Origin of the sequence: Lachnobacterium bovis DSM 14045, from assembly GCF_900107245.1 — a bacterium.
GTDB classification, from domain to species: domain Bacteria; phylum Bacillota; class Clostridia; order Lachnospirales; family Lachnospiraceae; genus Roseburia; species Roseburia bovis.
Genome location: NZ_FNPG01000027.1, coordinates 13961 through 35753, shown reverse-complemented (window position 1 = coordinate 35753; position 21793 = coordinate 13961). Strand labels below are relative to the sequence as shown.

General features: G+C 29.3%; 17 protein-coding genes and 2 tRNA genes. 5 read left to right on the top strand and 14 right to left on the bottom strand.

Going from position 1 to position 21793, the window contains the following annotated elements; translation table 11 throughout:
* Positions 1–210: 210 nt before the first annotated feature.
* The 4 genes from pflA to BLV79_RS10330 form a co-directional block, all read right to left on the bottom strand.
* Positions 211–963 (bottom strand): pyruvate formate-lyase-activating protein, encoded by a 753-nt coding sequence (pflA, locus tag BLV79_RS10345; protein ID WP_074718720.1) that lies wholly within the window; start codon positions 961–963, stop codon positions 211–213.
* A gap of 95 nt (positions 964–1058) precedes the next feature.
* Complete coding sequence (gene pflB, locus BLV79_RS10340) at positions 1059–3311, bottom strand: formate C-acetyltransferase (RefSeq protein WP_074718718.1); 2253 nt, start codon at positions 3309–3311, stop codon at positions 1059–1061.
* A gap of 188 nt (positions 3312–3499) precedes the next feature.
* Positions 3500–6151: a YfhO family protein gene (locus BLV79_RS10335; RefSeq protein ID WP_074718716.1), complete on the bottom strand. Its 2652-nt coding sequence runs from the start codon at positions 6149–6151 to the stop codon at positions 3500–3502.
* Positions 6152–6181: 30 nt separating this feature from the next.
* A complete protein-coding gene (locus BLV79_RS10330) occupies positions 6182–8080 on the bottom strand; it encodes an LTA synthase family protein (protein WP_083354553.1) in 1899 nt (632 codons plus the stop codon).
* Between the two features lie 306 nt (positions 8081–8386).
* Between BLV79_RS10330 and BLV79_RS10325 the strand changes: the two genes are divergently transcribed.
* Positions 8387–8470: transfer RNA gene (locus BLV79_RS10325), tRNA-Leu, on the top strand.
* 394 nt (positions 8471–8864) lie between these two features.
* On the opposite strand, the gene BLV79_RS10320 is transcribed toward BLV79_RS10325, so the two are convergent.
* Positions 8865–10130, bottom strand: coding sequence for a diaminopimelate decarboxylase (locus BLV79_RS10320; RefSeq protein WP_074718714.1), 1266 nt, complete (start codon positions 10128–10130; stop codon positions 8865–8867).
* A gap of 392 nt (positions 10131–10522) precedes the next feature.
* Between BLV79_RS10320 and BLV79_RS10315 the strand changes: the two genes are divergently transcribed.
* Positions 10523–11365: a lytic transglycosylase domain-containing protein gene (locus BLV79_RS10315; RefSeq protein ID WP_074718712.1), complete on the top strand. Its 843-nt coding sequence runs from the start codon at positions 10523–10525 to the stop codon at positions 11363–11365.
* A 195-nt stretch (positions 11366–11560) separates the two neighbouring features.
* On the opposite strand, the gene BLV79_RS10310 is transcribed toward BLV79_RS10315, so the two are convergent.
* From BLV79_RS10310 to BLV79_RS10300, 3 genes are all read right to left on the bottom strand, one after another.
* A complete protein-coding gene (locus tag BLV79_RS10310; protein WP_074718710.1) occupies positions 11561–11923 on the bottom strand; it encodes a response regulator in 363 nt (120 codons plus the stop codon).
* Between the two features lie 150 nt (positions 11924–12073).
* Entirely contained in the window at positions 12074–12505 is a 432-nt protein-coding gene (locus BLV79_RS10305; RefSeq protein ID WP_074718708.1) for an ImmA/IrrE family metallo-endopeptidase, read from the bottom strand.
* Positions 12483–12923 (bottom strand): helix-turn-helix domain-containing protein, encoded by a 441-nt coding sequence (locus BLV79_RS10300; RefSeq protein WP_074718706.1) that lies wholly within the window; start codon positions 12921–12923, stop codon positions 12483–12485. The genes BLV79_RS10305 and BLV79_RS10300 overlap by 23 nt, the downstream gene beginning before the upstream one ends.
* A 351-nt stretch (positions 12924–13274) precedes the next feature.
* Here BLV79_RS10300 and ftsZ point away from each other — a divergent pair, with 351 nt between their 5' ends.
* A complete protein-coding gene (gene ftsZ, locus BLV79_RS10295; RefSeq protein WP_074718705.1) occupies positions 13275–14432 on the top strand; it encodes a cell division protein FtsZ in 1158 nt (385 codons plus the stop codon).
* 157 nt (positions 14433–14589) lie between these two features.
* Here the strand turns inward: ftsZ and BLV79_RS10290 are convergent, their stop codons facing one another.
* From BLV79_RS10290 to BLV79_RS10280, 3 genes are all read right to left on the bottom strand, one after another.
* Complete coding sequence (locus BLV79_RS10290) at positions 14590–16677, bottom strand: starch-binding protein (protein WP_074718704.1); 2088 nt, start codon at positions 16675–16677, stop codon at positions 14590–14592.
* A gap of 455 nt (positions 16678–17132) precedes the next feature.
* On the bottom strand, positions 17133–17396 hold the full coding sequence (locus BLV79_RS10285; RefSeq protein ID WP_074718703.1) for a DUF6465 family protein: 264 nt from the start codon (positions 17394–17396) through the stop codon (positions 17133–17135).
* 92 nt (positions 17397–17488) lie between these two features.
* Complete coding sequence (locus BLV79_RS10280; protein ID WP_074718702.1) at positions 17489–17758, bottom strand: hypothetical protein; 270 nt, start codon at positions 17756–17758, stop codon at positions 17489–17491.
* A gap of 311 nt (positions 17759–18069) precedes the next feature.
* Between BLV79_RS10280 and BLV79_RS10275 the strand changes: the two genes are divergently transcribed.
* Positions 18070–18321, top strand: a complete 252-nt coding sequence (locus BLV79_RS10275) for an HPr family phosphocarrier protein (RefSeq protein WP_074718701.1) — start codon at positions 18070–18072, stop codon at positions 18319–18321.
* 70 nt (positions 18322–18391) lie between these two features.
* Here BLV79_RS10275 and BLV79_RS10270 read toward each other — a convergent pair whose 3' ends face one another.
* Entirely contained in the window at positions 18392–18775 is a 384-nt protein-coding gene (locus BLV79_RS10270) for a hypothetical protein (RefSeq protein WP_074718700.1), read from the bottom strand.
* Positions 18776–18968: 193 nt separating this feature from the next.
* On the opposite strand from BLV79_RS10270, the gene BLV79_RS10265 reads away from it, so the two are divergent.
* Positions 18969–19040, top strand: a tRNA-Thr gene (locus tag BLV79_RS10265).
* A 93-nt stretch (positions 19041–19133) separates the two neighbouring features.
* Here BLV79_RS10265 and BLV79_RS10260 read toward each other — a convergent pair.
* Both BLV79_RS10260 and BLV79_RS10255 read right to left on the bottom strand, forming a co-directional pair.
* Positions 19134–19727, bottom strand: a complete 594-nt coding sequence (locus BLV79_RS10260) for a metallophosphoesterase family protein (RefSeq protein ID WP_074718699.1) — start codon at positions 19725–19727, stop codon at positions 19134–19136.
* A gap of 22 nt (positions 19728–19749) precedes the next feature.
* Positions 19750–21648 (bottom strand): BMP family ABC transporter substrate-binding protein, encoded by a 1899-nt coding sequence (locus tag BLV79_RS10255; RefSeq protein ID WP_074718698.1) that lies wholly within the window; start codon positions 21646–21648, stop codon positions 19750–19752.
* Positions 21649–21793 lie beyond the last annotated feature (145 nt).

Sequence of the window (21793 nt, the reverse complement as noted above, 5' to 3'; positions counted from 1 at the left end):
GTTTTTTCTTGAACGATATTAAAAAAGGGATGTACAAAAACAATGTACATCCCTCCTAAACTATCTTATCCAAATAGTCCTGGTTTTGTTTAGAGACAGGATGGTACAAATGAACTGTCTTATTTAATTCTCCGAAGATTCATTCTACTCCTTTTATTTACTTTAGTCAAATTAAATATTTATAATATAAAACTGTTTACTTTTTTAATACTATGCTTTTTCAGGAAATGAATCCACTCGTAGAATATCTTCTGCTTTTGTTATCTGTTCCTTTGTTGGAATTTTATAACCTTCTAATGGATATTTTCTTCCTAGTTTTTCCCATTTTGGTACCCCAAGTGTATGATATGGTAAAACTTCAACTCTCGTTACTGTATTAAGAGAACGAATGAATTCATCCATTTTTTTTAAATCAGCTTCATTATCTGTTAAATTCGGAACAAGAACATGTCTAATCCACATTTTTTTATTATTTTTTGATAAATACTGAGCCATCTGTAGAATATTATCATTAGGCTGTGAAGTTAATTCTATATGCTTTTTGTTGTTGATTTCTTTTAAATCAAGAATAAAAAGATCTGTAACTCTCATAAGCCTATTAAATTTTTCTAAATATTCTTCATTCATTTTAAATGGATTTCCACTAGTATCTATGGCAGTATGTATTCCATCTTTTTTAGCCAGCTCGAACAATTCGGTTACAAAATCCAATTGTAGCAATGCTTCACCACCACTTACGGTAATCCCTCCATTATTTTTCCAATATGTTTTATAACGAAGCGCTTTTTTATAAAGCTGCTCTGGCGTCATTTCAATTGGAGCAGAACCATACCAAGTTTCAGGATTGTGACAATATTTGCACTTCATTGAACATCCTTGGAGAAACACAACATAGCGTACTCCCGGTCCATCCACTAAACCAAATGTTTCAAGCTTATTGATTTTTCCAATTAAATTACTCATTTTTTCCTTTTTGAATATGTTTTATTATATAAAATATATTTTGCATATATTTATATCTACGTTACGTTGATATATATTTTGCATATATTTATTTTTTACATATGCTCGTGACATGTACGTGAAATAACATCTAATTGCTGTTCTCTTGTTAAATCTATAAATTTAACGGCATATCCTGATACACGAATTGTAAAGTTTGCATATTCTTCTTTTTCTGGATGTTCCATAGCATCTAATAATTTATCTTTTCCAAAAACATTAACATTAAGATGGTGTGCACCTTGATCAAAATAGCCATCAAGAACCTGTACTAGATTATTGATTCTTTCATTTTCTGAATGTCCTAATGCATTTGGATTCATAGTTTGTGTATTTGAAATACCATCAAGTGCCCAATGATATGGGATTTTTGCAACTGAATTTAATGATGCTAAAAGACCATTTTCTTCAGCTCCATATGATGGACTTGCTCCTGGTGCAAAAGGTGTAAATGCTTCTCTTCCATCTGGTGTTGCACCTGTTGCTTTTCCATAAACAACGTTTGATGTAATTGTTAGTATTGACGTTGTTGCTTCGGAATCTCTATATGTATGATGTTTTTTTATCATTTTAAGGAAAGTCTTTAATAACCATTCTCCAATTTCATCTGCTCTATCATCATCATTTCCATATTTTGGAAAATCGCCTTCTGTTTCGTAACCAACTGCAAGCCCTGTTTCATCTCTTACAACCTTTACTTTTGCATATTTAATTGCACTTAATGAATCAATTACATGTGAAAAACCAGCAATTCCTGTAGCAAATGTACGTCGAACATCCGTATCAATTAAAGCCATTTCTTCTTCTTCATAATAATATTTATCATGCATATATTGAATCAAATTCAAAGTATTTACATATAACTCTGCAAGCCAATCTAACATTACAATATATTTATCCATTACTTCATCATAGTCTAAATATTCTGATGTAATTGGTTTATATGCAGGTCCTACCTGATTGTGTTCTTTTTCATCAACACCACCATTTATTGCATATAATAAACATTTTGCCAAATTCGCTCTTGCACCAAAGAATTGCATCTCTTTACCAGTTTGAGTTGCAGAAACGCAGCAGCAAATTGAATAATCATCACCCCACACTGGCTTCATTACATCATCATTTTCATACTGAATTGATGATGTGTTAATTGAAATTTTGGATGCATATTTTTTGAAATTTTCTGGTAACGCAGATGAGTATAGAACTGTAAGGTTTGGTTCAGGCGATGGTCCCATGTTTTCTAATGTATGTAAAAATCTATAATCATTTTTAGTTACCATAGAGCGACCATCCATGCCAATTCCAGCCACCTCTAATGTAGCCCAAACCGGATCCCCCGAGAATAATTGATTATATGAAGGAATTCTTGCAAATTTTACCATTCTAAACTTCATTACTAAGTGATCAATCAATTCCTGTGCTTCTTCTTCTGTTATTAGTTTTGCCTCTAAATCTCTTTCAATGTAAATATCTAAGAATGTTGAAATTCTTCCGACTGACATTGCAGCACCATTTTGTGTTTTTACAGCACCTAAATATCCAAAATATAGCCACTGTACTGCTTCTTTTGCGTTTTTAGCAGGTTGAGAAATATCAAAACCATAAATTGATGCCATTTCTTTTAATCCTTTAAGTGCAGAAATCTGTCTTGAAATCTCTTCTCTTAAGCGAATCACATCATCTGTCATAGTTCTGTCGCCACAGTTAGATAAATCTTCTTTTTTCTTTTCTATTAAATAATCAATACCATATAGTGCAACTCTACGATAATCACCTACAATTCTTCCTCTACCATAAGTATCTGGAAGTCCCGTGATTATATGGCTATGACGTGCTTTTTTCATCTCTGGAGTATACGCATCAAAAACTCCTTGATTATGAGTTCTTGAATATTTTGTAAAAATTTCATGCAATTTTTCACTTGGTGTATAACCGTTAGATGTACATGCTTCTTCTGCCATTCTAATTCCACCAAATGGCATAAATGCTCTTTTTAAAGGTTTATCAGTCTGTAAACCAACCACCTTTTCTAAATCCTTTAACGATTCATCTATGTAGCCTGGACCATATGATGTTAAACTCGAAACTACTTCAGTTTCCATGTCCAATATTCCACCATTTGCGCGCTCTTCTTTTTGCAATTTTTGTAAAGCTGTCCATAACTTATTTGTAGCTTCTGTAGGATCTGTCAAAAAAGATTCATCACCCTCGTATTGTTTATAATTCTTTTGAATGAAATCACGAACATTAATCTCATCTTTCCAAATTCTACCTTCAAAGCCTTCCCATTGTGTGTAGTCTGTCATTTCTAGTTATCCTCCTTAAACCTATGTTTGTTATTACTAATTACCTGCAATTACATTATACCACTATCTATTAATACATCAAGAATAAAAATCAAAAATGTATTTTGTCATTATATAGTGCATTAACCAACACTAGAATACAATATATTGTATTCTCTGTCAACTCAATAAAAGTCATATTAGTTTTTTTAATATATCTTTCTCTTAATCCTTATAATTAAAATTGCTGCTATTATACTTGCAATTGAACAAACTAACACAATTCTAATATATGGTGTCTCATATTCTAATTTTATATTATTTTCTCCCTTATTTAGTCGAATTTTTAAAAATGTTCCTTTAAATTTTTTTATTTTTACTTTTTTATCATTTACAACACATTTCCATCCCTCTTGATAAGGAATGCTAAAAACAAGTTCCTTAGAAGATTTTGTTTTTAGCTTTCCTGTAATTGTAACACCATTAAATAATCCTTTTTTATTAATTGAATTTAATTCGAACCTTTCATTATTTAAACTATTATAAGTTTCTTTCATTTTATTCTCGTTTAAATTATATAAATAAAATTTTATTTTTTTATTTGAATCATTTTTCAAATATATTTTTTCGCCAAGTTTTCTATCTCCCAAATCTAAGATGTAATCATTAGATACAGAGGAAAAAGTTTTTTTAAATTTTTCATCTACGTATTCATCTAAATAATCAATATCAACATGATCGTATACAGCATAAAGATGACCAGGTCTGATTATTTTTATAGTTGTTTGTCCAGGTCGGATATTTAATAAATTTGATGAGAACTGTAGCAATTCGTTTTCTTGACTTTGCATTTTATTTTCATAGTTTTGTATGATTTGTGTGTCATTTTTATAACCTGTTTTATTTTTTGTTTTATTCTCTGGAGCAATATCATTTACAAACGAATTAATTGTGTCTATTTTTGTAACATCTTTTTCATTCCACTTTTTATCGCTACCTATTGGAACAGTAAAGCCTATTGGCAAAGTGTATAAATTCTCATAAATATAATTTGGGCCTATTTTTTTTATCTTTTTTTTGGTAGTATCTGTGTCGTCACCATCCGTCGAAATATAGTATTTTACAGAAAGCATACTTGAAATTACTGGAGTTGCGCCATAATAACTGTAATAGTTTATTCCTCCTTCTAGTCCTAATTTCTGGTAAAAACCACTTACGTTATAATTTAAAATCGATGAAAACTCTGTTGCGGATGAATAATTATACAACATTGCATCATTTTTAGTTTTTCTTTCACTTTGTTCAATTCTATAAAATTTTTTTCCTTCCCTTTTGTTTAAATACTCAACTATTTTATTATAATCATCACTTTTTGCAAGATATTCTCTTCTACTTGTGGTTTCAAAGCTTACCAATCCCATATTAACAGTTAATTCTGACAAAAAAACAAATGTGGCTAAATATATTAGAAATGTTTTTCGTATTTTTACTTTTTTTATAACTATTAACAATATTGAATATATTAGAATATATCCACCTGTGATTAAAAACGGAAACATCAACTCTGTGTTATTAGCATTATTCTTGAATTGAATTATAAACACAGCCGCAATTATCATTAAAGAACAAAGCACATCCTTTATTCTTGTTTCTTCAATATTTCTTAATGTTTCAAAAACTATACATAATATCAAAAATGAAAAAATAAAACTCTGTCGTGCTGGCAAAAAACTTGGAAAATGTAATCCATGCCAGATAAAATCCAATATATTATTAGAAAAACTTATAAAAAATATGCCCATAATCATAATTCTCGGAACCTTTTTTACAATCTTTATTTTTTTGTTAAAAAGATACAATAGGATAAATAGAATTGATGCTACACCTGTGTATAGATTTGGTAAATGATTGTCATCAATATAAACTTTTAAGCCTAATGACATTCTTGATAATTCTGTTAGAAAGCTAAAATACCATGTACTTTTTTTAGGAAAACCTGAATTTGCTGAATATGCGTATTTTAATACATTCAATTCAGATACTATCAAAACCGAAGAAGTAGAAGCTGCTAACAAAGAAAAAACCGCAAAATTTATAACAGATTTTATTGGAGTTGATCTTTTTGTTTTTTCTGTTATTTGATTTATATCTTTTATTTCTAAAACGGTATTCTCTATAAGCATGCAAATAAAATAAAACACCAAAAAAATACAAATCATGATTGAAATATAATAATTAGCCCATATTGAAAGAGCTAACGACGTATAATAACAAGCAGGTTTGTTTTCTCTTATAATTTTATCTATTCCTAGCAATATCAGCGAAAACAAAGCAAAAGAATCAAGCCACATAATATTCCAACTATAAGCAGCTATAAAGCCACACAAAGAATACGCTACTGCTAAACAAACTGCGTAGAGCTTTTCAAATTCTTTTTTATTATTTGTTTTCTCCTCAACTTTAAAATGATATATAAAAAATTTATATGCAAACATACTTGCAAAAGAAATTTTTATAACAATTAAAAATGTCATAAACTCTATAATATATTTATGAGGCCATATTGTAAGCAGTAAATTAAGTGGACTTGCCAAATAATAGGCAAATAATGCCAAAAAATCATTACCTAATCCATTATTAAAAGAGAACTGCATACTTTTATTATTTCTTAGTACATCTTGAAACTCTGAAAAATAAGGATAATACTGATGATACAAATCTATGTGAAGAATACATCTATCCCCAAATGGATAAACATTCTTATAAATCAATATTGCAACACATACAAAAAAGGTGATAAAAAAAGCCAAACATGGATTTTTTTTCGATGTTTTATTTAACGATTTTAAAAACTTCCCCATTTTTTTCTCCTCCGATACAAATTAATTTTTCTAATTATCAAAAAGATTGTAATATTGTATATTTTTATATTTTTTCAGCATTTTGTCATCTTTGGGTTTATCTATGCTAGTAATTACACTATGTTTTTTTTGCAAATCGAATAAAAAGTTCTGATATGGACTTGTAGGAATATTTGCCATTTTAAGAACATCTGTTGCCAAATAATTAACACTTAATTCTTTGTTATTTTGCACTTTAATATCATAATTAGCCCAAATCACATATGGAACTTTATATCTATTTTTTATTGTTTGTAAATCTAATTTCGATGTATCTTTACCATTCAACTCAAAAATTGTATTTACCACACTATCAGAGGGCTGATGATCACCAAAAAAAACTATTATAGTTTTTTCAGATTTATTCTTGAAGTATCTAATTAAGGTGTCCAAATCCTTATCCGTTTTATTTATCAATGATAAATACTGTTTTAATGAAAAATTACTACTTCCAACAACTTTTACCGATGGCGTAAAATTTTTAAATTCTTCATAATAACTTCCATGATTTTGCATTGTTACATTAAATAAAAACAACCTATCATTTTTATCTTTTTTTTCATACAACTCAATTATTTTATTAACAACTGTTCTATCTGATATATAATCTCGTATATATTCAGGATTTTCATAGTTTTCTAATGAATAGAATTTTTCAAAACCTAACATTGGATATACTTTTTGTCTTTCCCATCCATCTTTAAAATATGGATGAAGAGCGTAGCATTTATAACCAAGGTTTCTAAGTTGCCTAGGAAGTGCTTGTAGGTCTTTTTTTATGTATTGTTGGTATGGAATACTTCCACTTGGTAAAAAAGCCATAGTATTTCCAGTCAAAAATTCAAACTCCGTATTAGCTGTATTTCCTCCACATACAGAAACATTAAGATATCCCGTTTGAATTTTTATATTGTTTCCTGCAGCATTTTTTATATTATAAGAAGCGGATTCTTGCAGTTTTTTTAAATTTGGCAATAACTCTTCATTTGTATGAATATCACCTAATATTTCTAAGTCTGAAAATGCTTCGTCCATAACAACTATAATATTTGGATAGTCTTTTATTCTTTTCTTATCCTTATTTTCAAATTTTATTTTTTTAAATTCATTATCTGTTTTGTTTTTTTGATATTCTTTTAAAATATTTTTTACATTTTGTTTACTATAGTCGCTTGGTTTATCTATTTTTAAGTACTTTAAATTCATTGTAAAAGTAATTGTTGCCCCGTTTACCCTATTCATATAATCTGGTGTAAATAAAAAAGGATACAGATCCAATTTATAACTATTATCATCATTTTGTACCATCTGAGCCAACATAAAAACACCTAATACAGTCATAACTGCTGCCAATAATCTTATTTTGATGTTTTTTACTTTAAAATCTAAAAAATGAGACAATAAAAAAAATACAAAAAAGCAAATTATAACTATTATAGCATTAGTACTTAGTGCATAATTATAATTACTTGCGACATTTTTAGCGGTTTTAATTGACCATAAATCCCAAGGCACAAATGGTGTTGATCTAAATTTCAAAACATAATAATTTATTAACCCAAACACAAGTGAACAGCTCAACATAATTCGTAAAGCAAATTTTATTGAGCCAACAATAAATAGAATTGCTAATCCAAGCAATTCAAAAAGTATAATATTCAATATCTGTGGAATTGTTCTGACTTCTACAAAAGGATTATGTACAAAAAATTCAATCAAATAAAAACAACATGCGCAACTTATCAAATATGCCAAAAAAATTATAATATTTCTTATGTGTAAATTAAAATCAGATTTACTCTCTGCTCTTTTTGCAGATACTTTTTCTTTTTTAGATACAAATACAAATAAATTTGTATTTTTAAAAATTATTTTTAGTTTCTCCCCCATTTTTCTCCCCTATATTTTATATTATATTTTTCAATTAATCTTATCAATCAAGTAAACATACCAAAATATTATTTCATTCCATATAAACAAACTCTCACCTAAATTATAATTCAATCCCCCTTTGTTTTACAAGAAATTATAAAATCAATGAATATTTTTTTTATAATTCTTATTTTATAATTTTTATTTTTTTAATCTTTTTTTATTTTTTTTAATCTTTTTTTATTTTTTTTAAATTTACTCTTGATTTTTTTTAATGATTATGATAACATATCTGTGTTGTAACTTATACCGTTAAGTAATTTTGCCGGCATGTCGGAATTGGCAGACGAGACAGACTCAAAATCTGTTACGGGTATCCGTGTGTGGGTTCAAGTCCCACTGCCGGCATATAAAAAACAAATCACTATACAAACGAAGGTTGTACGTTGACCTTCGTTTTTTTGTCTTTTTCTTTTTCCCTTCCCTTTATATTTTACATTTGGATACAAAACTAGTTCAATACTAAATCATATCCAAATAAAACTTTATATTAAGTTTTTTATATTTTTTTTAATGGGATTAATAATATATTAGGGCAGCCAATTAAGCTGCCCTTGAAAGGAGGTTAGTATGAAAAAAATGAAAAAAAGTTATCTTTACAATTTCTATACTAACATTATATTTTTATATTGTGAAAATTAAGTGTCTCAAAATTTAACTTTCTGTTAACACTTTTCACAAAAATCAGTTACTTGTTTTTATTATTATTTTTTCTTTATCTTTGATTTTCTGTTTTATACTTCTACTCTTCTATTTTTAAATCATCAAAACAATCAAATGTTGCAAAATAATCTTTTGGAGTTTCTGCTCTTCTTATTAACTGCACATCTCCATCTTTCTTTAACAACAATTCAGCAGATTTTAATTTACCATTGTAATTATAACCCATAGAGAAACCATGCGCTCCTGTATCATGAATTACCAAATAATCTCCCATATCGATTTTAGGAAGTTTTCTATCTATTGCAAACTTATCATTATTTTCACATAATGATCCTGTTACGTCATATACATTTGTGCATTCAGCATCTTCTTTTCCTAAAACTGTAATATGATGATATGAACCATACATTGCTGGACGCATCAAGTTTACAGCACATGCATCAACTCCAATGTATTCTTTATAAATATGTTTTTCGTGAATAGCTTTTGTAACAAGGCAACCATATGGTGCTAACATAAATCTTCCCATCTCTGTAAAGATTGCAACATCACCTAAACCAGCTGGAACAAGAATTTCATCAAAAGCTTTGTGAACACCTTCACCAATTTCAAAAATATCATTTCCTTTTTTATCTGGTTCATATGGAACACCTACGCCGCCAGATAAATTAACAAATTTAATATCGCATCCTGTCTCATCTCTCAATTCAACAATAAGTTCAAACAACTGTTTTGCTAATTGTGGATAATATTCGTTAGTTACAGTATTACTTGCAAGGAAAGCATGAACTCCAAAATTCTTAGCTCCTTTGCTCTTTAAAATTTTATAAGCTTCAAATAATTGTTCCTTAGTCATTCCATATTTTGAATCACCTGGATTATCCATAATTCCATTACTTAATTTGAATACTCCACCTGGATTATATCTACAACTGATTGTCTCTGGAATATGTCCAATTGCATCTTCTAAAAACTCAATATGTGTAAAATCATCTAAATTAATAATTGCACCTAATTTATCTGCATATACGAATTCTTCTTTTGGTGTATCGTTAGACGAAAACATAATGTGATGTCCTGTAACACCAATAGCTTTTGAAAGCATTAACTCTGTGTATGATGAGCAATCACATCCACAATCATATTCATTTAATATTTTTAAAATATATGGATTTGGAGTGGCCTTTACCGCAAAATACTCCCTAAAACCTTTATTCCATGAAAAAGCCTTCTTTACCGCTTCTGCATTCTTTCTAATCCCTTCTTCATCATATAAGTGAAATGGAGTAGGATATTTCTTTACAATATTCTCAACTTGCTCTTTTGTAACAAATGGTCTTTTCATAAATCCTCCTAATTATTTTTTTATCATATATAATACCTTTTTATTATGTCTTATGTACTTCTTATATATATTTTTTCATTATCTATTACTCTTGTACTTTTTTACTTTAATATGATAAAAGATATTTCTCCACAAGGATACACTAAAATATATTTTTTTTCAAGTCCTATTTTGATTTTACTACCTTTTATTGTGAAAATGTGCTATACTGTTGCTGTTTATTCTTTAATGACACATAATATAAGAATTAATATCACTATAATTATTAAATTTTCATAAAATATATTTTTCTTTACTCCTTAATGTAAACAATAATATGCCGATATAGTTCATACAAGCTTCTATGTTGGCACAACTTATTAATCATGAAGTGTTTACGAAAGGAGAATTATATGAGTATTTCAATAGTACCATATTTAGATTATGACCTTGTTAAGCAACAATTGAAAACAGCTAGAACTAATGAATATAATAAAACTTTAAATGAATTCAATAGCATTTTGGCTGCTGCTTCAAATGCTGTTAATAATTATAAAAAAACTTTAGAAACAACTAATACAGTTGATAATTCAACTGCCAAAAATACTAGTACTACAACTGTGACATATTCGTCAGGTAATAGCAAAGTTGGAAGTTTTAAGTATCCAAGCGAATACGAAAAATATTTTGAAGAGGCCTCAAAAACTTATAATGTTGATATTAATTTATTAAAATGTATTGCTAAGGCTGAATCTGATTTTAACCCTAAATGCGTAAGCAGCGCCGGTGCCGTTGGTATAATGCAACTTATGCCTGCAACTGCTAAATCTTTAGGGGTTAGCAATTCATATGATCCACGCGAAAACATTATGGGTGGTGCAAAATATATTGCTGATAAGCTCTCTATGTATAATGGAGATGTTTCGCTTGCATTAGCTGCTTATAATGCTGGTAGCGGTAATGTGAAAAAATATGGAGGAATCCCTCCTTTTAAAGAAACTCAAAACTATGTCAAAAAAATTTTAAATTACCTAGGTGATGATATGAAAACAACAACAACTATTTCTGATAATAAACAGTCTGAGCCTACTTCAACATCGGCTAAGACATTTACTTATACGAAATCCGAAGATGAAATCAATGCTGAATTGAATGATGTTTTAAATTCTACATTAGCTAAAATGAATGTTACAAAAGCAACTTTAGATGAAATGATTGAATCTTTGAGAGCATATAAAAAAGATTATGAGGCATAAAAATAAGGGTAGCACGTGAAATCAATTATAAATTTCAAGTGATTACCCTATTTTTATACAAGCAACTTAATTATAATACTAACTTAATACACAACACAATATATCTATTCAAACAAAAAATCACAATATTTATCTGTTTCCGATTCAAACAAAAACTTGGCAACGATAATAAAAACTAGTTATCCTACAAATATTTTATAAACCAAGCACTCTGTTTACAGCTTGAATAATTCTAGGTTCTTTAAATGGCTTAGTAATAAAATCTCTCGCACCTGCTTTAATTGCATCAACTACCATCGCCTTTTGTCCCATAGCCGAGCAAATTACCAATCTTGCATCTTTATCAAAATCCATAATTTTTTCACATGCTTTAATTCCATTATCTCCAGGCATTGTAATATCCATAACAACAAGATCTGGGGACAATTGCTTATATAATTCAACTACAGTATTTCCGTTATCAGCCTCACCAACAACCTCATGTCCTTCTTTTTCAAGTATGTCTCTTATCATAAGTCTCATAAATTCAGCATCGTCGCAAATTAATATTTTAGCCATTACACAATTCTCCTAACTATTTATCATTTGTCAAATTTTTCTCAACTTCAAAAATGATATCATAGATGTTAATTAGCATCAATAATAGTCACGACTATTTAATATAAAGTTTAGAATATTTATATTTCTTTATAAAAATTTTATAAAAATTTAATTTTTATCTTGTAGTTTTATATTGTAATCCAATACACTTTTCACTGCATATGAACTAAGATTCTCTAATGGCATACTTAAATCTTTTTCATCTACTAGTAAAGCCAATGCAAATAAATTAGCTTCATATTCAACACTTTTAGTGACATTTTGCGGAGTTACACCAAAATAATTTATATTATCCGGATGCAAGATGGCATGTCCGAGCTCATGAGCACATAAAACTTTTTTGGAAACATCTGTATATGCTTCATTAATCCAAATTGTAGTTGGATACGAGCCCAATTTAATAGTATGTGCCTTAAAACCTCTTACATTAGCTCCATTAAATACTAAAACACCAATTTTCTTAGCTATAACATAAGGATCATTAGTTTGCCAATTTTGTTTAATTTCTCTCGCTAAATTAATAATGTCCTTCTTCTTCATACTTTTTATTGTACCTCTCTTTAAAACTAAGACTCACATATCTAAATTGTCTTAATAACTCATTTGCAAACTCAACTATCATCTCATCTGTCATACTGCTAGGATCATACCCTCCATACGCTGCTAACGTAGGAGTTTTAAGTATAAACTCCATCGCGTCTTGTGGATTATTAAACTTTTCTGGAAGAGGATTCGTTTCTACAATCTTACATGGCACTGCACTATTTCCCATAAGCTCTGCCGGTGTAACTTCTAAAATTTCACATAATTTATCAAATACCCTAATTGGTATTTTTTCAATAGATGAATCCTCATATCTATATACTGTTGAACTTGATACGCCTAATTCTCTGGCAATAAAATCAACAGAAATCTTCTTTTCTTTTCTACGTTGCTTAATACGTTCTCCTATTGACATTACAACCTCCGACCTAATTGTTAATTTATGATTATATTTTACAATAGTATTTTTTCTTTTTCAATATGTTTTCGCATTTTTGCAATTTTTTGTTGACTAATTATTGCATAAAAGCTATATTATAAATTAGATAATTCGCAAAAGTGCGAATTTGATTAAATGAAATATTTTTTCAAATATCATAAAAAACTATATTCTACAAATATATGTTATTACTCTGTAAATACAGCTTAAAACTATAAAACTAAAAAATATTAATAATTCAATAAATAATTATATTTTAACTGACTTGTTTTTAATTATTTTATGAACTCTTTAACTTATTTTATTAACTAAATTGAGGTGACTATAATGGAAATTTTAAATACAACGGTAAATAATACTCTAGAACCACAAATTCTTGTAATTGGAATCGGTGGCGGTGGAAATAATGCTATAAAAAGAATGGCAAACATCAATAGTAACCATGTTGATTATGCGATTTTTAACACAGACAAGCAAATTCTTGATTGTTGTGATGTAAAATATAAAATTCAATTAGGTGAAAAACTAACAAAAGGATATGGTGCTGGTTCTAATCCCTCTGTTGGAGAAGCTGCCGCCGCAGAAAGTGCTGATGAAATTTCTAAACTTGTCGATAATTACGACATGGTAATTCTAACTTGCGGAATGGGCGGTGGAACTGGAACTGGAGCAACTCCTATCATAGCTGAAATTTGTAAAAAGAAAAAAATTCTAACCATTGGAGTTGTAACTTTACCTTTTAAATTTGAAGGTTCTCCTCGTTATAAGGTAGCTCAACACGGAATTGAAAATCTAAAGAAAAACATCGACACATTACTTGTCATTCCAAATGATAAGTTAATTAATATTTCTGTTTCAAATAAACCACTTGGTTTAAATGACGCTTTTGCTTTAGCTGACAATGTTTTAAGATACACTATAACAAGTATTACTAGTATTATTTTTAACAATGGAATGATTAATCTAGATTTCAACGATCTTAAAACAACCTTAGAAAACAAAGGAATCGGTCATTTAGGAATTGGAATTGTAGATGACAGTAGTCAAATAATTGATGCTTTCAAGCAGGCGTTAGAATCACCATTACTCGATACCAATATCGAAGGATCTTCAAATATCTTGATAAACTCAAGCGGTGATGTAAACCTTTTAGATATTAATGATGCTATCTCGTATGTCCAAGCGCTAGCTGGGGAAGATGTAAATATCATATGGGGTACTGTTCAAAATGGAATGGCTGATGAAAATAAAATTGTTATTACCATTATTGCTACTGGAATGAAGGATACTAGTATTTATTCAAACCATACTGTAGCATCTGCTTCAATGGATTCTTTAAAACGCAATGTGACTTCTAACACTTTAGATAAAAAACAACAAGTTTATGAAACAACTAGTGTTTTAAAAGAACCTGAACCAGTAAAACCAAGCAAGGAACCATACGATATACAAATCCCTTCTTTTTTACAAAATAAAAACAGATAAATCAAGCAAATAAAACAGAATAACTATAATTCAACTAAAAAGGGAAATGAATTTAAAACTTTCATTTCCCTTCAATAATATTATATAAATGAATACTATAAAGCTAATTTATTTGCGTTGTTTAACTGTTTTTTTAAGCATTAATATTACAAATAACTTATTTGTAGTCACTCCATGTTCTTGTTTGAATGTCGTAGATTTTATTACTTGAGCTTATATCTAAATCAACAGTCTGATTTCTTCCACAATCACTGAAAATGATATGGTTGAATCCTTTTGAAGCATCTACTTTAATTCCGTAAATACCTTTCGAAGCATCTTTAACAAACATTTTTTCTCCTGGCCAATTTGCACTGTTTGTAATCAAACCATTCTTTGTATCATTCCACATATATGCATATGGTGTTCCCCAATTGTATGAATTCTTGAAATAAATAATGTACTCACTTCCAACATTATGATCTTCTTTATATTCTTTCCATGAGTCATTTTCATAAATCCATTCTTTTGCATCTGTTGTGAATTTCAAGCCTTCTTGTCTAGCTCCTGGATATTGATTAACACCGTCTGTAAACATTACATGATCATATTTTCCATCTACATCATAGTAGTATAGCTTCTTAGCAGAATCATACTGCATTTTTTCTCCTGGCCAATTTGCATTTGAAACTTTGTCTCCGTAAGCATAACAAGAAACATTTCCATTCCAATTAGATGGTGCTTTAAAGTAAACTCTATGAGATGATTGTACTGGTGGAATAACAATTTCGCCTTTATTATAAACTACAGCTATACCACTTCCACCTATTTGACCACTAATTTTCCCATTTTCTACTTTAAATTCATTTCCAGTGATAGCATCATAGTATGTTCCGTTTTTCATCTTATTTGCTTTAACATTAGCGTATTTTGAACCACCATAACAATTTACAAGTACAACACCTGATGTTCCTCTTTCGTTGTAAGCAATTCCATCTTCTGATGATAAATACTCTGTTTCTGATGTAAATTTGTTATGGAACTTATTAATTTCAACAACTTCTTTTGATTTCCAATCATTTGTTGTAATATCACCTATATTACCAGCTCTATAACCATTTGTTCTTGCATAGAATAAACTTGTTGCCTTCGCTCTTGAGCCAACCATTGCCCAAGCTTTTTTAATCTGAGAAATGTCAGTGTATCTAGTTGCACCACCTTCGTTTTGATACTCATCATGAGATTCAGCCCATAAAACATTATTTGATGGACTAACCTGATTCTGATAATAACTTGTAGCTGCAGCACTTGGATTTCCACTTACACCGTTTCTAATTATTGCACTTGTTCTATTATCTGTCACATTCACATAAGGTACATAATTTGCACTTTTTGTGTCTCCGCCTGGCTCATCAAGAATTTCACCATAGCAGTATAACTCATCAGCTGTTCTTTCAGTCTTTGTTTTATAGTAAGCTTTAGCTCTACCTACTACATTTGGGAAAAATGTATACTGTGCTCCATCTTTTGGTACACCAATATGTTTTGCTGCATCAAATCTAAATCCATCCGCACCATCATCGATACATTCTTCTAGAAAATGTTCTATATAATTCTGTAAATCAGCATTTTCTGTATTTAAATCCGATAATTTTACCTCTCCATCTCCCATAGAATGATTGATTATAGTATATCTATTTCTATAATCAATTCCTGGGAATCCTAAATCATGGAAGAAATCATTTCTCTTTAAATTATTTGAAATTCCCTGATAATAACTGTTTACACCATCGCTTCTATTTGCAACATGATTGGCTACAACGTCTACAATAATCTTTATTCCATACTTATCAGCCTCTTTACACATTTCTTTGAATTCAGCTTCTGTTCCAAGAAGATTATCATTCTTTGATTTTGAAACAGTAAAATCCGTTGGCTGATAGAAAAGCCACCAACTACTATTTGTTTTGTTTCCTGGCTGGCTTGCTTCTTTGTATGGCTGAATTGGCGACGTCTGAATTGTTGTATAACCTGCACTTGCAATTTCTGACATATGATCCTTTATATTATTAAAAGACCAATCCCAAGCATGTAATATTACACCATCTTGTACATTCTTTTTTAATCCAAATGATTCCTGCAAACTGCTACTTTCTGTTGTACTAGCATTAACCTCTACATTTCCTAATCCCATAGAAGTAATAACTGTTACTGCAGCCAAAAAAGCACTCATACCTTTTTTCATAAACTCACTCTTTCTTTTCATATAAACTTTCTCCTTTTTCGTTTTATTGCACAACATGATATGTCTTTTCTTAACTATAATATACATCCTGACGAATGTGATGACAAGTAAAATTTCGCGTTTTTTCGAGGTTTTCTAGAAAACCTACTCGTTTTGCGCTATTTTTCGGCGTATTTTTTTTCAGGTTTTTAGTATTTTTTAGTTGAAACAACGGAAAGTTTCCATTTTGAGTGTTATTTTTATTAAAGCCGTCAATTAGTTTTTAAACAAAAAAAATGAACCAATCAAGATTACATTTTACAAATATATCATTTAATACTAACGATTACATAGTGATAAAAATCTCTTCTCATTACTCATAATCTTCATATTTCTCATGATCATACTTGAAAATGTATCTTAAATTGATCCAAAATGTATAACTTAAAAATTATTGATTAAATATTATTTACTAAAGCATCATTCTATCTATTTCATTAGAATAATTCAACTTTTCCTGTTTCTGTTTTGTTTACAACATAATATGCTGCATTTTCTTCTGGTTTAACATAAATATCCATTGTCTTAATAGATTCTTTATGTCCCTGCTCTTCGAGTGCACTTTTTATTTTTTCATTTACATCAGATTCGTTAACCTCTCTGTCTCCATACTGAAAATAAATCTGTACCTCTTTTGTTTCTTTTTTTGTAGTTGTAACCTTTTTTTCCTTTTCGACCTTTAAAGTCTCTTTCTTTGCCATAATCGTATACCTCCTCTTTGAAATTAATTATATAAAATTCTCTTCAAAGTATATAATATACTTTATTGCGCAAAAATGCAAATTTATTTTTATTATTTTCTGTCTTTTTTTCTAATAATTCCATATTTGTATTTTATATATCCATGGAAGAACATTCCCACTAGCCAGAAAAGAAACATACATACATGCGAATTTGTTGCATAAATGCGTTCTCCCTTAAAAACTTCATACATAATAATTGCTAAGAAAACCATCATTCCAACTTTATAAACAAATTCATTTCCTTGAATCAATAGTAATTCTTTTTTGCCTGGAATATTAAATTTTATATCTTTTAAGTCATTAAAATTGTTGTTGTTCATTTATCTCACCTTACTATATATTTTTGACATTAAAAACGTCATCTTCCTTTAATCAGTAGTATTGTATCCACTACATACTATTTTATTATACTATGTATTTCAAAATAAATATATACCATAATATTAATTTTTTGTAAATTATTATAAAAAAATGCACTATTACTGAATATTAAGGTAGACTATTTTTGTCTTTTTTAACAATTTTTTTATTTTTTACGAAATTTTTTAAATTTTCATTTGCATATTTTTCAGTAATTAATTATAGTAGAATATAATTGATATAATTAATCTATTCATGGGAGGGGTAGTAAATGCAAGAAACAAACGTTATTGTAACAAATTGGTTAGAGAGAAAGGGCAATCCAATCGCTGAACTTGTACAGCTTGCTTGCCAATTTCAGAGTAATATTATTCTAGAAAGTAATGAGAAACACATTAATGCCAAAAGCATTATGGGCATCATGGCTTTCAATCCAACTCCTGGTTCAAACATTCAAATCCTTGCAAATGGGGAAGATGAATCAGAAGCTGTTGAATCATTAAGCAAATTCTTATCAGATTAATTTAAATAAAAAAGTCCCATTACATCTTCATTATTGATTTACGAAATAATGAAAATGAATGGGACCTTTTTTAAGCCACCAAAGAGTGTTCTTTAAAATATTTATCAACTTTGTCAACAAGTTCTGATAACTGGCACGTCTCATATATTCCATTCACGAAATCATGATCATTGTCAACTTCTCTATATGAAACCTCCGTCAATGTATCAACTCTATTATCTTTGCTCAAAAAATTCCAACTAAAATAAACAAACTTTTTTCCCTTTTTTATAAAACCGCAAATAAATTGGCTTCCAAGAATGTAATTTTTTAAATGCATTCCTCGGTTTTCACATTCCTCAACTAACGCATCTTTAAAATCATCTGCTAAGTAAACAAAAAACTTGTCACTTATATCACTAGAATTTACTGCATATGCACCGTTCCAGTTTTCGATAAATTTTTGCAAGTTCATTCTTTCCTTGCCCCCTTTTTATTTTTTACACCTTCTTAATTCAGTCTATATATCGGTTTATCTTAAACTTCTCTTAAGTTTATAATTTGTGTTAAACTTCCTTTCATTATTTGTCTATTATCGTATATATAGTTGATAATTTCTTGACAATTGAATAATTATTTGTTACTATAATCTAGGTATATGATTAAGTGCTGATGTGGCTCAGAGGTAGAGCACTTCCTTGGTAAGGAAGGGGTCACGGGTTCAATTCCCGTCATCAGCTCTTTTTTTATGCAAAATTCTATTTTCTAAATTTTATTTCTAGTTTTATCTCTAATGTCGTCTCTTATATTCTAGCTATTATTTCTTAAACTCTTTAAATTTCAATTATATATTTTTCGAATGCATTTATAACTCTTGTTTTCCCTATAACGTCTTCTCTCGGAAAATTTCGCCCATAATTCATATGAACGTGACCATGCAAAAAATACTTAGGTTCGTATTTTTTTATAATATGGTTGAAAACTTCAAAACCGGTATGACACAAATCATCTCCATCATGAAATCCTTTAGCTGGAGCATGCGTCACTAAAATATCAATTCCCTTATTGAACCATATTTTTTTCTTTAATTTTTTATATCTATGTAACATTTCCTTCTCGGTATATTGATTTCTACCACCTGCTCGATACCTCTGAGATCCTCCCAGTCCCATAATTTTTACTCCATTGATATTTACTATTTTATCTTCAATACAAACACAACCTTCCGGAGCTTTATCTCTATATGAATCATCATGATTTCCTCTAACATAAAGCAAAGGAATTGATGTCATAGTTTCAATAAAAGTAAGGTAAGAAGAATTCAAATCTCCGCATGAAATTATCAAATCTATATCTTCAAAATAATCCTTTCTAAAATAATCCCAAAAGAGCTTTGACTCCTCATCTGCCAAACACAAAATCCTCATATTATATTCCTTATTACCTTTCCTATTCTTCTACGCCTTGTATTTTTACAACATCCTGAGCTTCATCTACTAATTCTTCTTTCGATGGAATATGCCCCACAATGTTGTCTACCAAATAATCCATTTTCATTATATCCTCTGGCATCATTTCTACATCTGCCTTATTCTTAAGTTGCTTATCTTGAGAATATATTTTCCCAAAAAATGGTGTAACTTCTCCAGCAATTATGTCCCTTTTAATATGTTCTGCAAGCAATGCAACCCTATAAGGAATATTTTTTGACATAACTATATCAATTGCTTCTGAAGACATTCCCCACCAATAATTAAGGGCTTTTTGAGCCTTTGTCTCTTCTGTCTGATAGCTTCCCTCAATTATACTCTTTATCATTTTTTCATAAAACATGCCCCAATTCCATATTGGCACGAGTAAATTTATTGTATTACCATTCTCAATTTTATATACTCCAAATTCACGCGATGCATGACGTGGGGTAATCATATCCTGATTTGAGACAAAATGTAAATCATTTTCTTCTAAGAATCTATCAATATCATAACCTTTTCTTGAAGACCACTCTAAATATATTTTAGCTCTTGGATTAACACTTTGTGCTCCTAACGCAAATGCATTTATATTAGCTGTTGTTCCATAAATTGGATAATTAGCAATATATGCAATTTTATCATTGTCGGTCATAGCTCCTGCAATCATACCTGCAATGTATTTTGCTTCATACATTCTTGCATAATATGTCCTTATATAACGGTGTGGCGCATTTAAAGAACAGTTAAGTATTTTTACTTCAGGATGTTCAATTGCGGCCTTTAAAGACGGTCTCATCATTTCTGGAGACACTCCAAAAATAATATTTGCTCCCTCTGCTATTACATCATCTAAAATAGCCTCAATATTACTTTGCTTTACATCATAAACACTAATTGTGCTGATTTGATTTGGAAATTTTTCCTCTAAATATTGTCTTCCCAACTCATGAGCATAAATCCAATCTGATGTTTCTGGTGCTTTAGGATATAAAAATGCCACAAATAATTTTTGATTGTTCTGTGGTAATAAATAGCTAAATAATCCTCTTTTATTTGAGCCTTCTGTCGGATCTAAAATTATATCAATTTTTCTTCCAGTTCCAACAGATAATAATTCATTCCATGATTTAATTAAATTACTGTCATATTCATTTTCTGTCATTTTTTTCATATCTTCATATGTAAAAATGCTCATAAATACTGACAACGCATCTCCTAATTCTAATTTAAGACGCTTTATATTATGATTTTCATAAGCTTTTGTAAAATCAAACACAACTTTTTTAAATTCTTCTATAGTTTCCTCTGACCAAGGTTCACTTGCTCCAACTAATTCAAGAATTCGTGTTGCCATACCTTCCTTTGAAAAATCTATGGTATTTATTTTGGTTACATCGTAAAAATGCATAAATTCATAATATACTTTAATCTCTTCATCTTCTGAATATTTGGGGATTTTTCTTGTTACTATTGCTGGAATGGAAACAGCTTCAAAGAATTTTAAAACACTTACTCTTTTATTACCCTCAACGACATAGTATTTATTCATATACTCATAGCATTCTATAGGATCACGTATACCTTCATTAATCTGAGCTTCTGACAAAGCTGCCCACTTTAAACTAAATTCTGAACCATAGTCTAACAAAGGCATAAAATTTGCAGCAAAAGCCTGTGTTCTGCCTGCTGTACTTGTTCCTACAACTTTACTAAGTGGAATATTAACTAATCCCATGTACTGTTCTGTTCTAATTTTTTTATTAGATATTAGATTATCCAATACTGGTAAATATGGAAAATTTCCATTTGAAACTTGAACTTTGTATTCCTTTTTTCCTAATTTCAAAGCTTCTTGATATTCATTTGCACCCATTTTTCTAACCTCCTTTATCCCTTTGTAAAAAACGGCCAAAAATCATAACTGATTTTTAGCCGCTATATCTTACTCATATAATTTACCATATATTTCAACACAGTTAAGTAAACAACATCTTTGCAATTAAACTAGTTGAATCATT

Coding starts and splice junctions, on each gene's coding strand:
- pflA (WP_074718720.1), bottom strand. CDS start 963: ATGAGTAATTTAATTGGAAAAATCAATAAGCTTGAAACATTTGGTTTA.
- pflB (WP_074718718.1), bottom strand. CDS start 3,311: ATGACAGACTACACACAATGGGAAGGCTTTGAAGGTAGAATTTGGAAA.
- BLV79_RS10335 (WP_074718716.1), bottom strand. CDS start 6,151: ATGGGGAAGTTTTTAAAATCGTTAAATAAAACATCGAAAAAAAATCCA.
- BLV79_RS10330 (WP_083354553.1), bottom strand. CDS start 8,080: ATGGGGGAGAAACTAAAAATAATTTTTAAAAATACAAATTTATTTGTA.
- BLV79_RS10320 (WP_074718714.1), bottom strand. CDS start 10,130: ATGAAAAGACCATTTGTTACAAAAGAGCAAGTTGAGAATATTGTAAAG.
- BLV79_RS10315 (WP_074718712.1), top strand. CDS start 10,523: ATGAGTATTTCAATAGTACCATATTTAGATTATGACCTTGTTAAGCAA.
- BLV79_RS10310 (WP_074718710.1), bottom strand. CDS start 11,923: ATGGCTAAAATATTAATTTGCGACGATGCTGAATTTATGAGACTTATG.
- BLV79_RS10305 (WP_074718708.1), bottom strand. CDS start 12,505: ATGAAGAAGAAGGACATTATTAATTTAGCGAGAGAAATTAAACAAAAT.
- BLV79_RS10300 (WP_074718706.1), bottom strand. CDS start 12,923: ATGTCAATAGGAGAACGTATTAAGCAACGTAGAAAAGAAAAGAAGATT.
- ftsZ (WP_074718705.1), top strand. CDS start 13,275: ATGGAAATTTTAAATACAACGGTAAATAATACTCTAGAACCACAAATT.
- BLV79_RS10290 (WP_074718704.1), bottom strand. CDS start 16,677: ATGAAAAGAAAGAGTGAGTTTATGAAAAAAGGTATGAGTGCTTTTTTG.
- BLV79_RS10285 (WP_074718703.1), bottom strand. CDS start 17,396: ATGGCAAAGAAAGAGACTTTAAAGGTCGAAAAGGAAAAAAAGGTTACA.
- BLV79_RS10280 (WP_074718702.1), bottom strand. CDS start 17,758: ATGAACAACAACAATTTTAATGACTTAAAAGATATAAAATTTAATATT.
- BLV79_RS10275 (WP_074718701.1), top strand. CDS start 18,070: ATGCAAGAAACAAACGTTATTGTAACAAATTGGTTAGAGAGAAAGGGC.
- BLV79_RS10270 (WP_074718700.1), bottom strand. CDS start 18,775: ATGAACTTGCAAAAATTTATCGAAAACTGGAACGGTGCATATGCAGTA.
- BLV79_RS10260 (WP_074718699.1), bottom strand. CDS start 19,727: ATGAGGATTTTGTGTTTGGCAGATGAGGAGTCAAAGCTCTTTTGGGAT.
- BLV79_RS10255 (WP_074718698.1), bottom strand. CDS start 21,648: ATGGGTGCAAATGAATATCAAGAAGCTTTGAAATTAGGAAAAAAGGAA.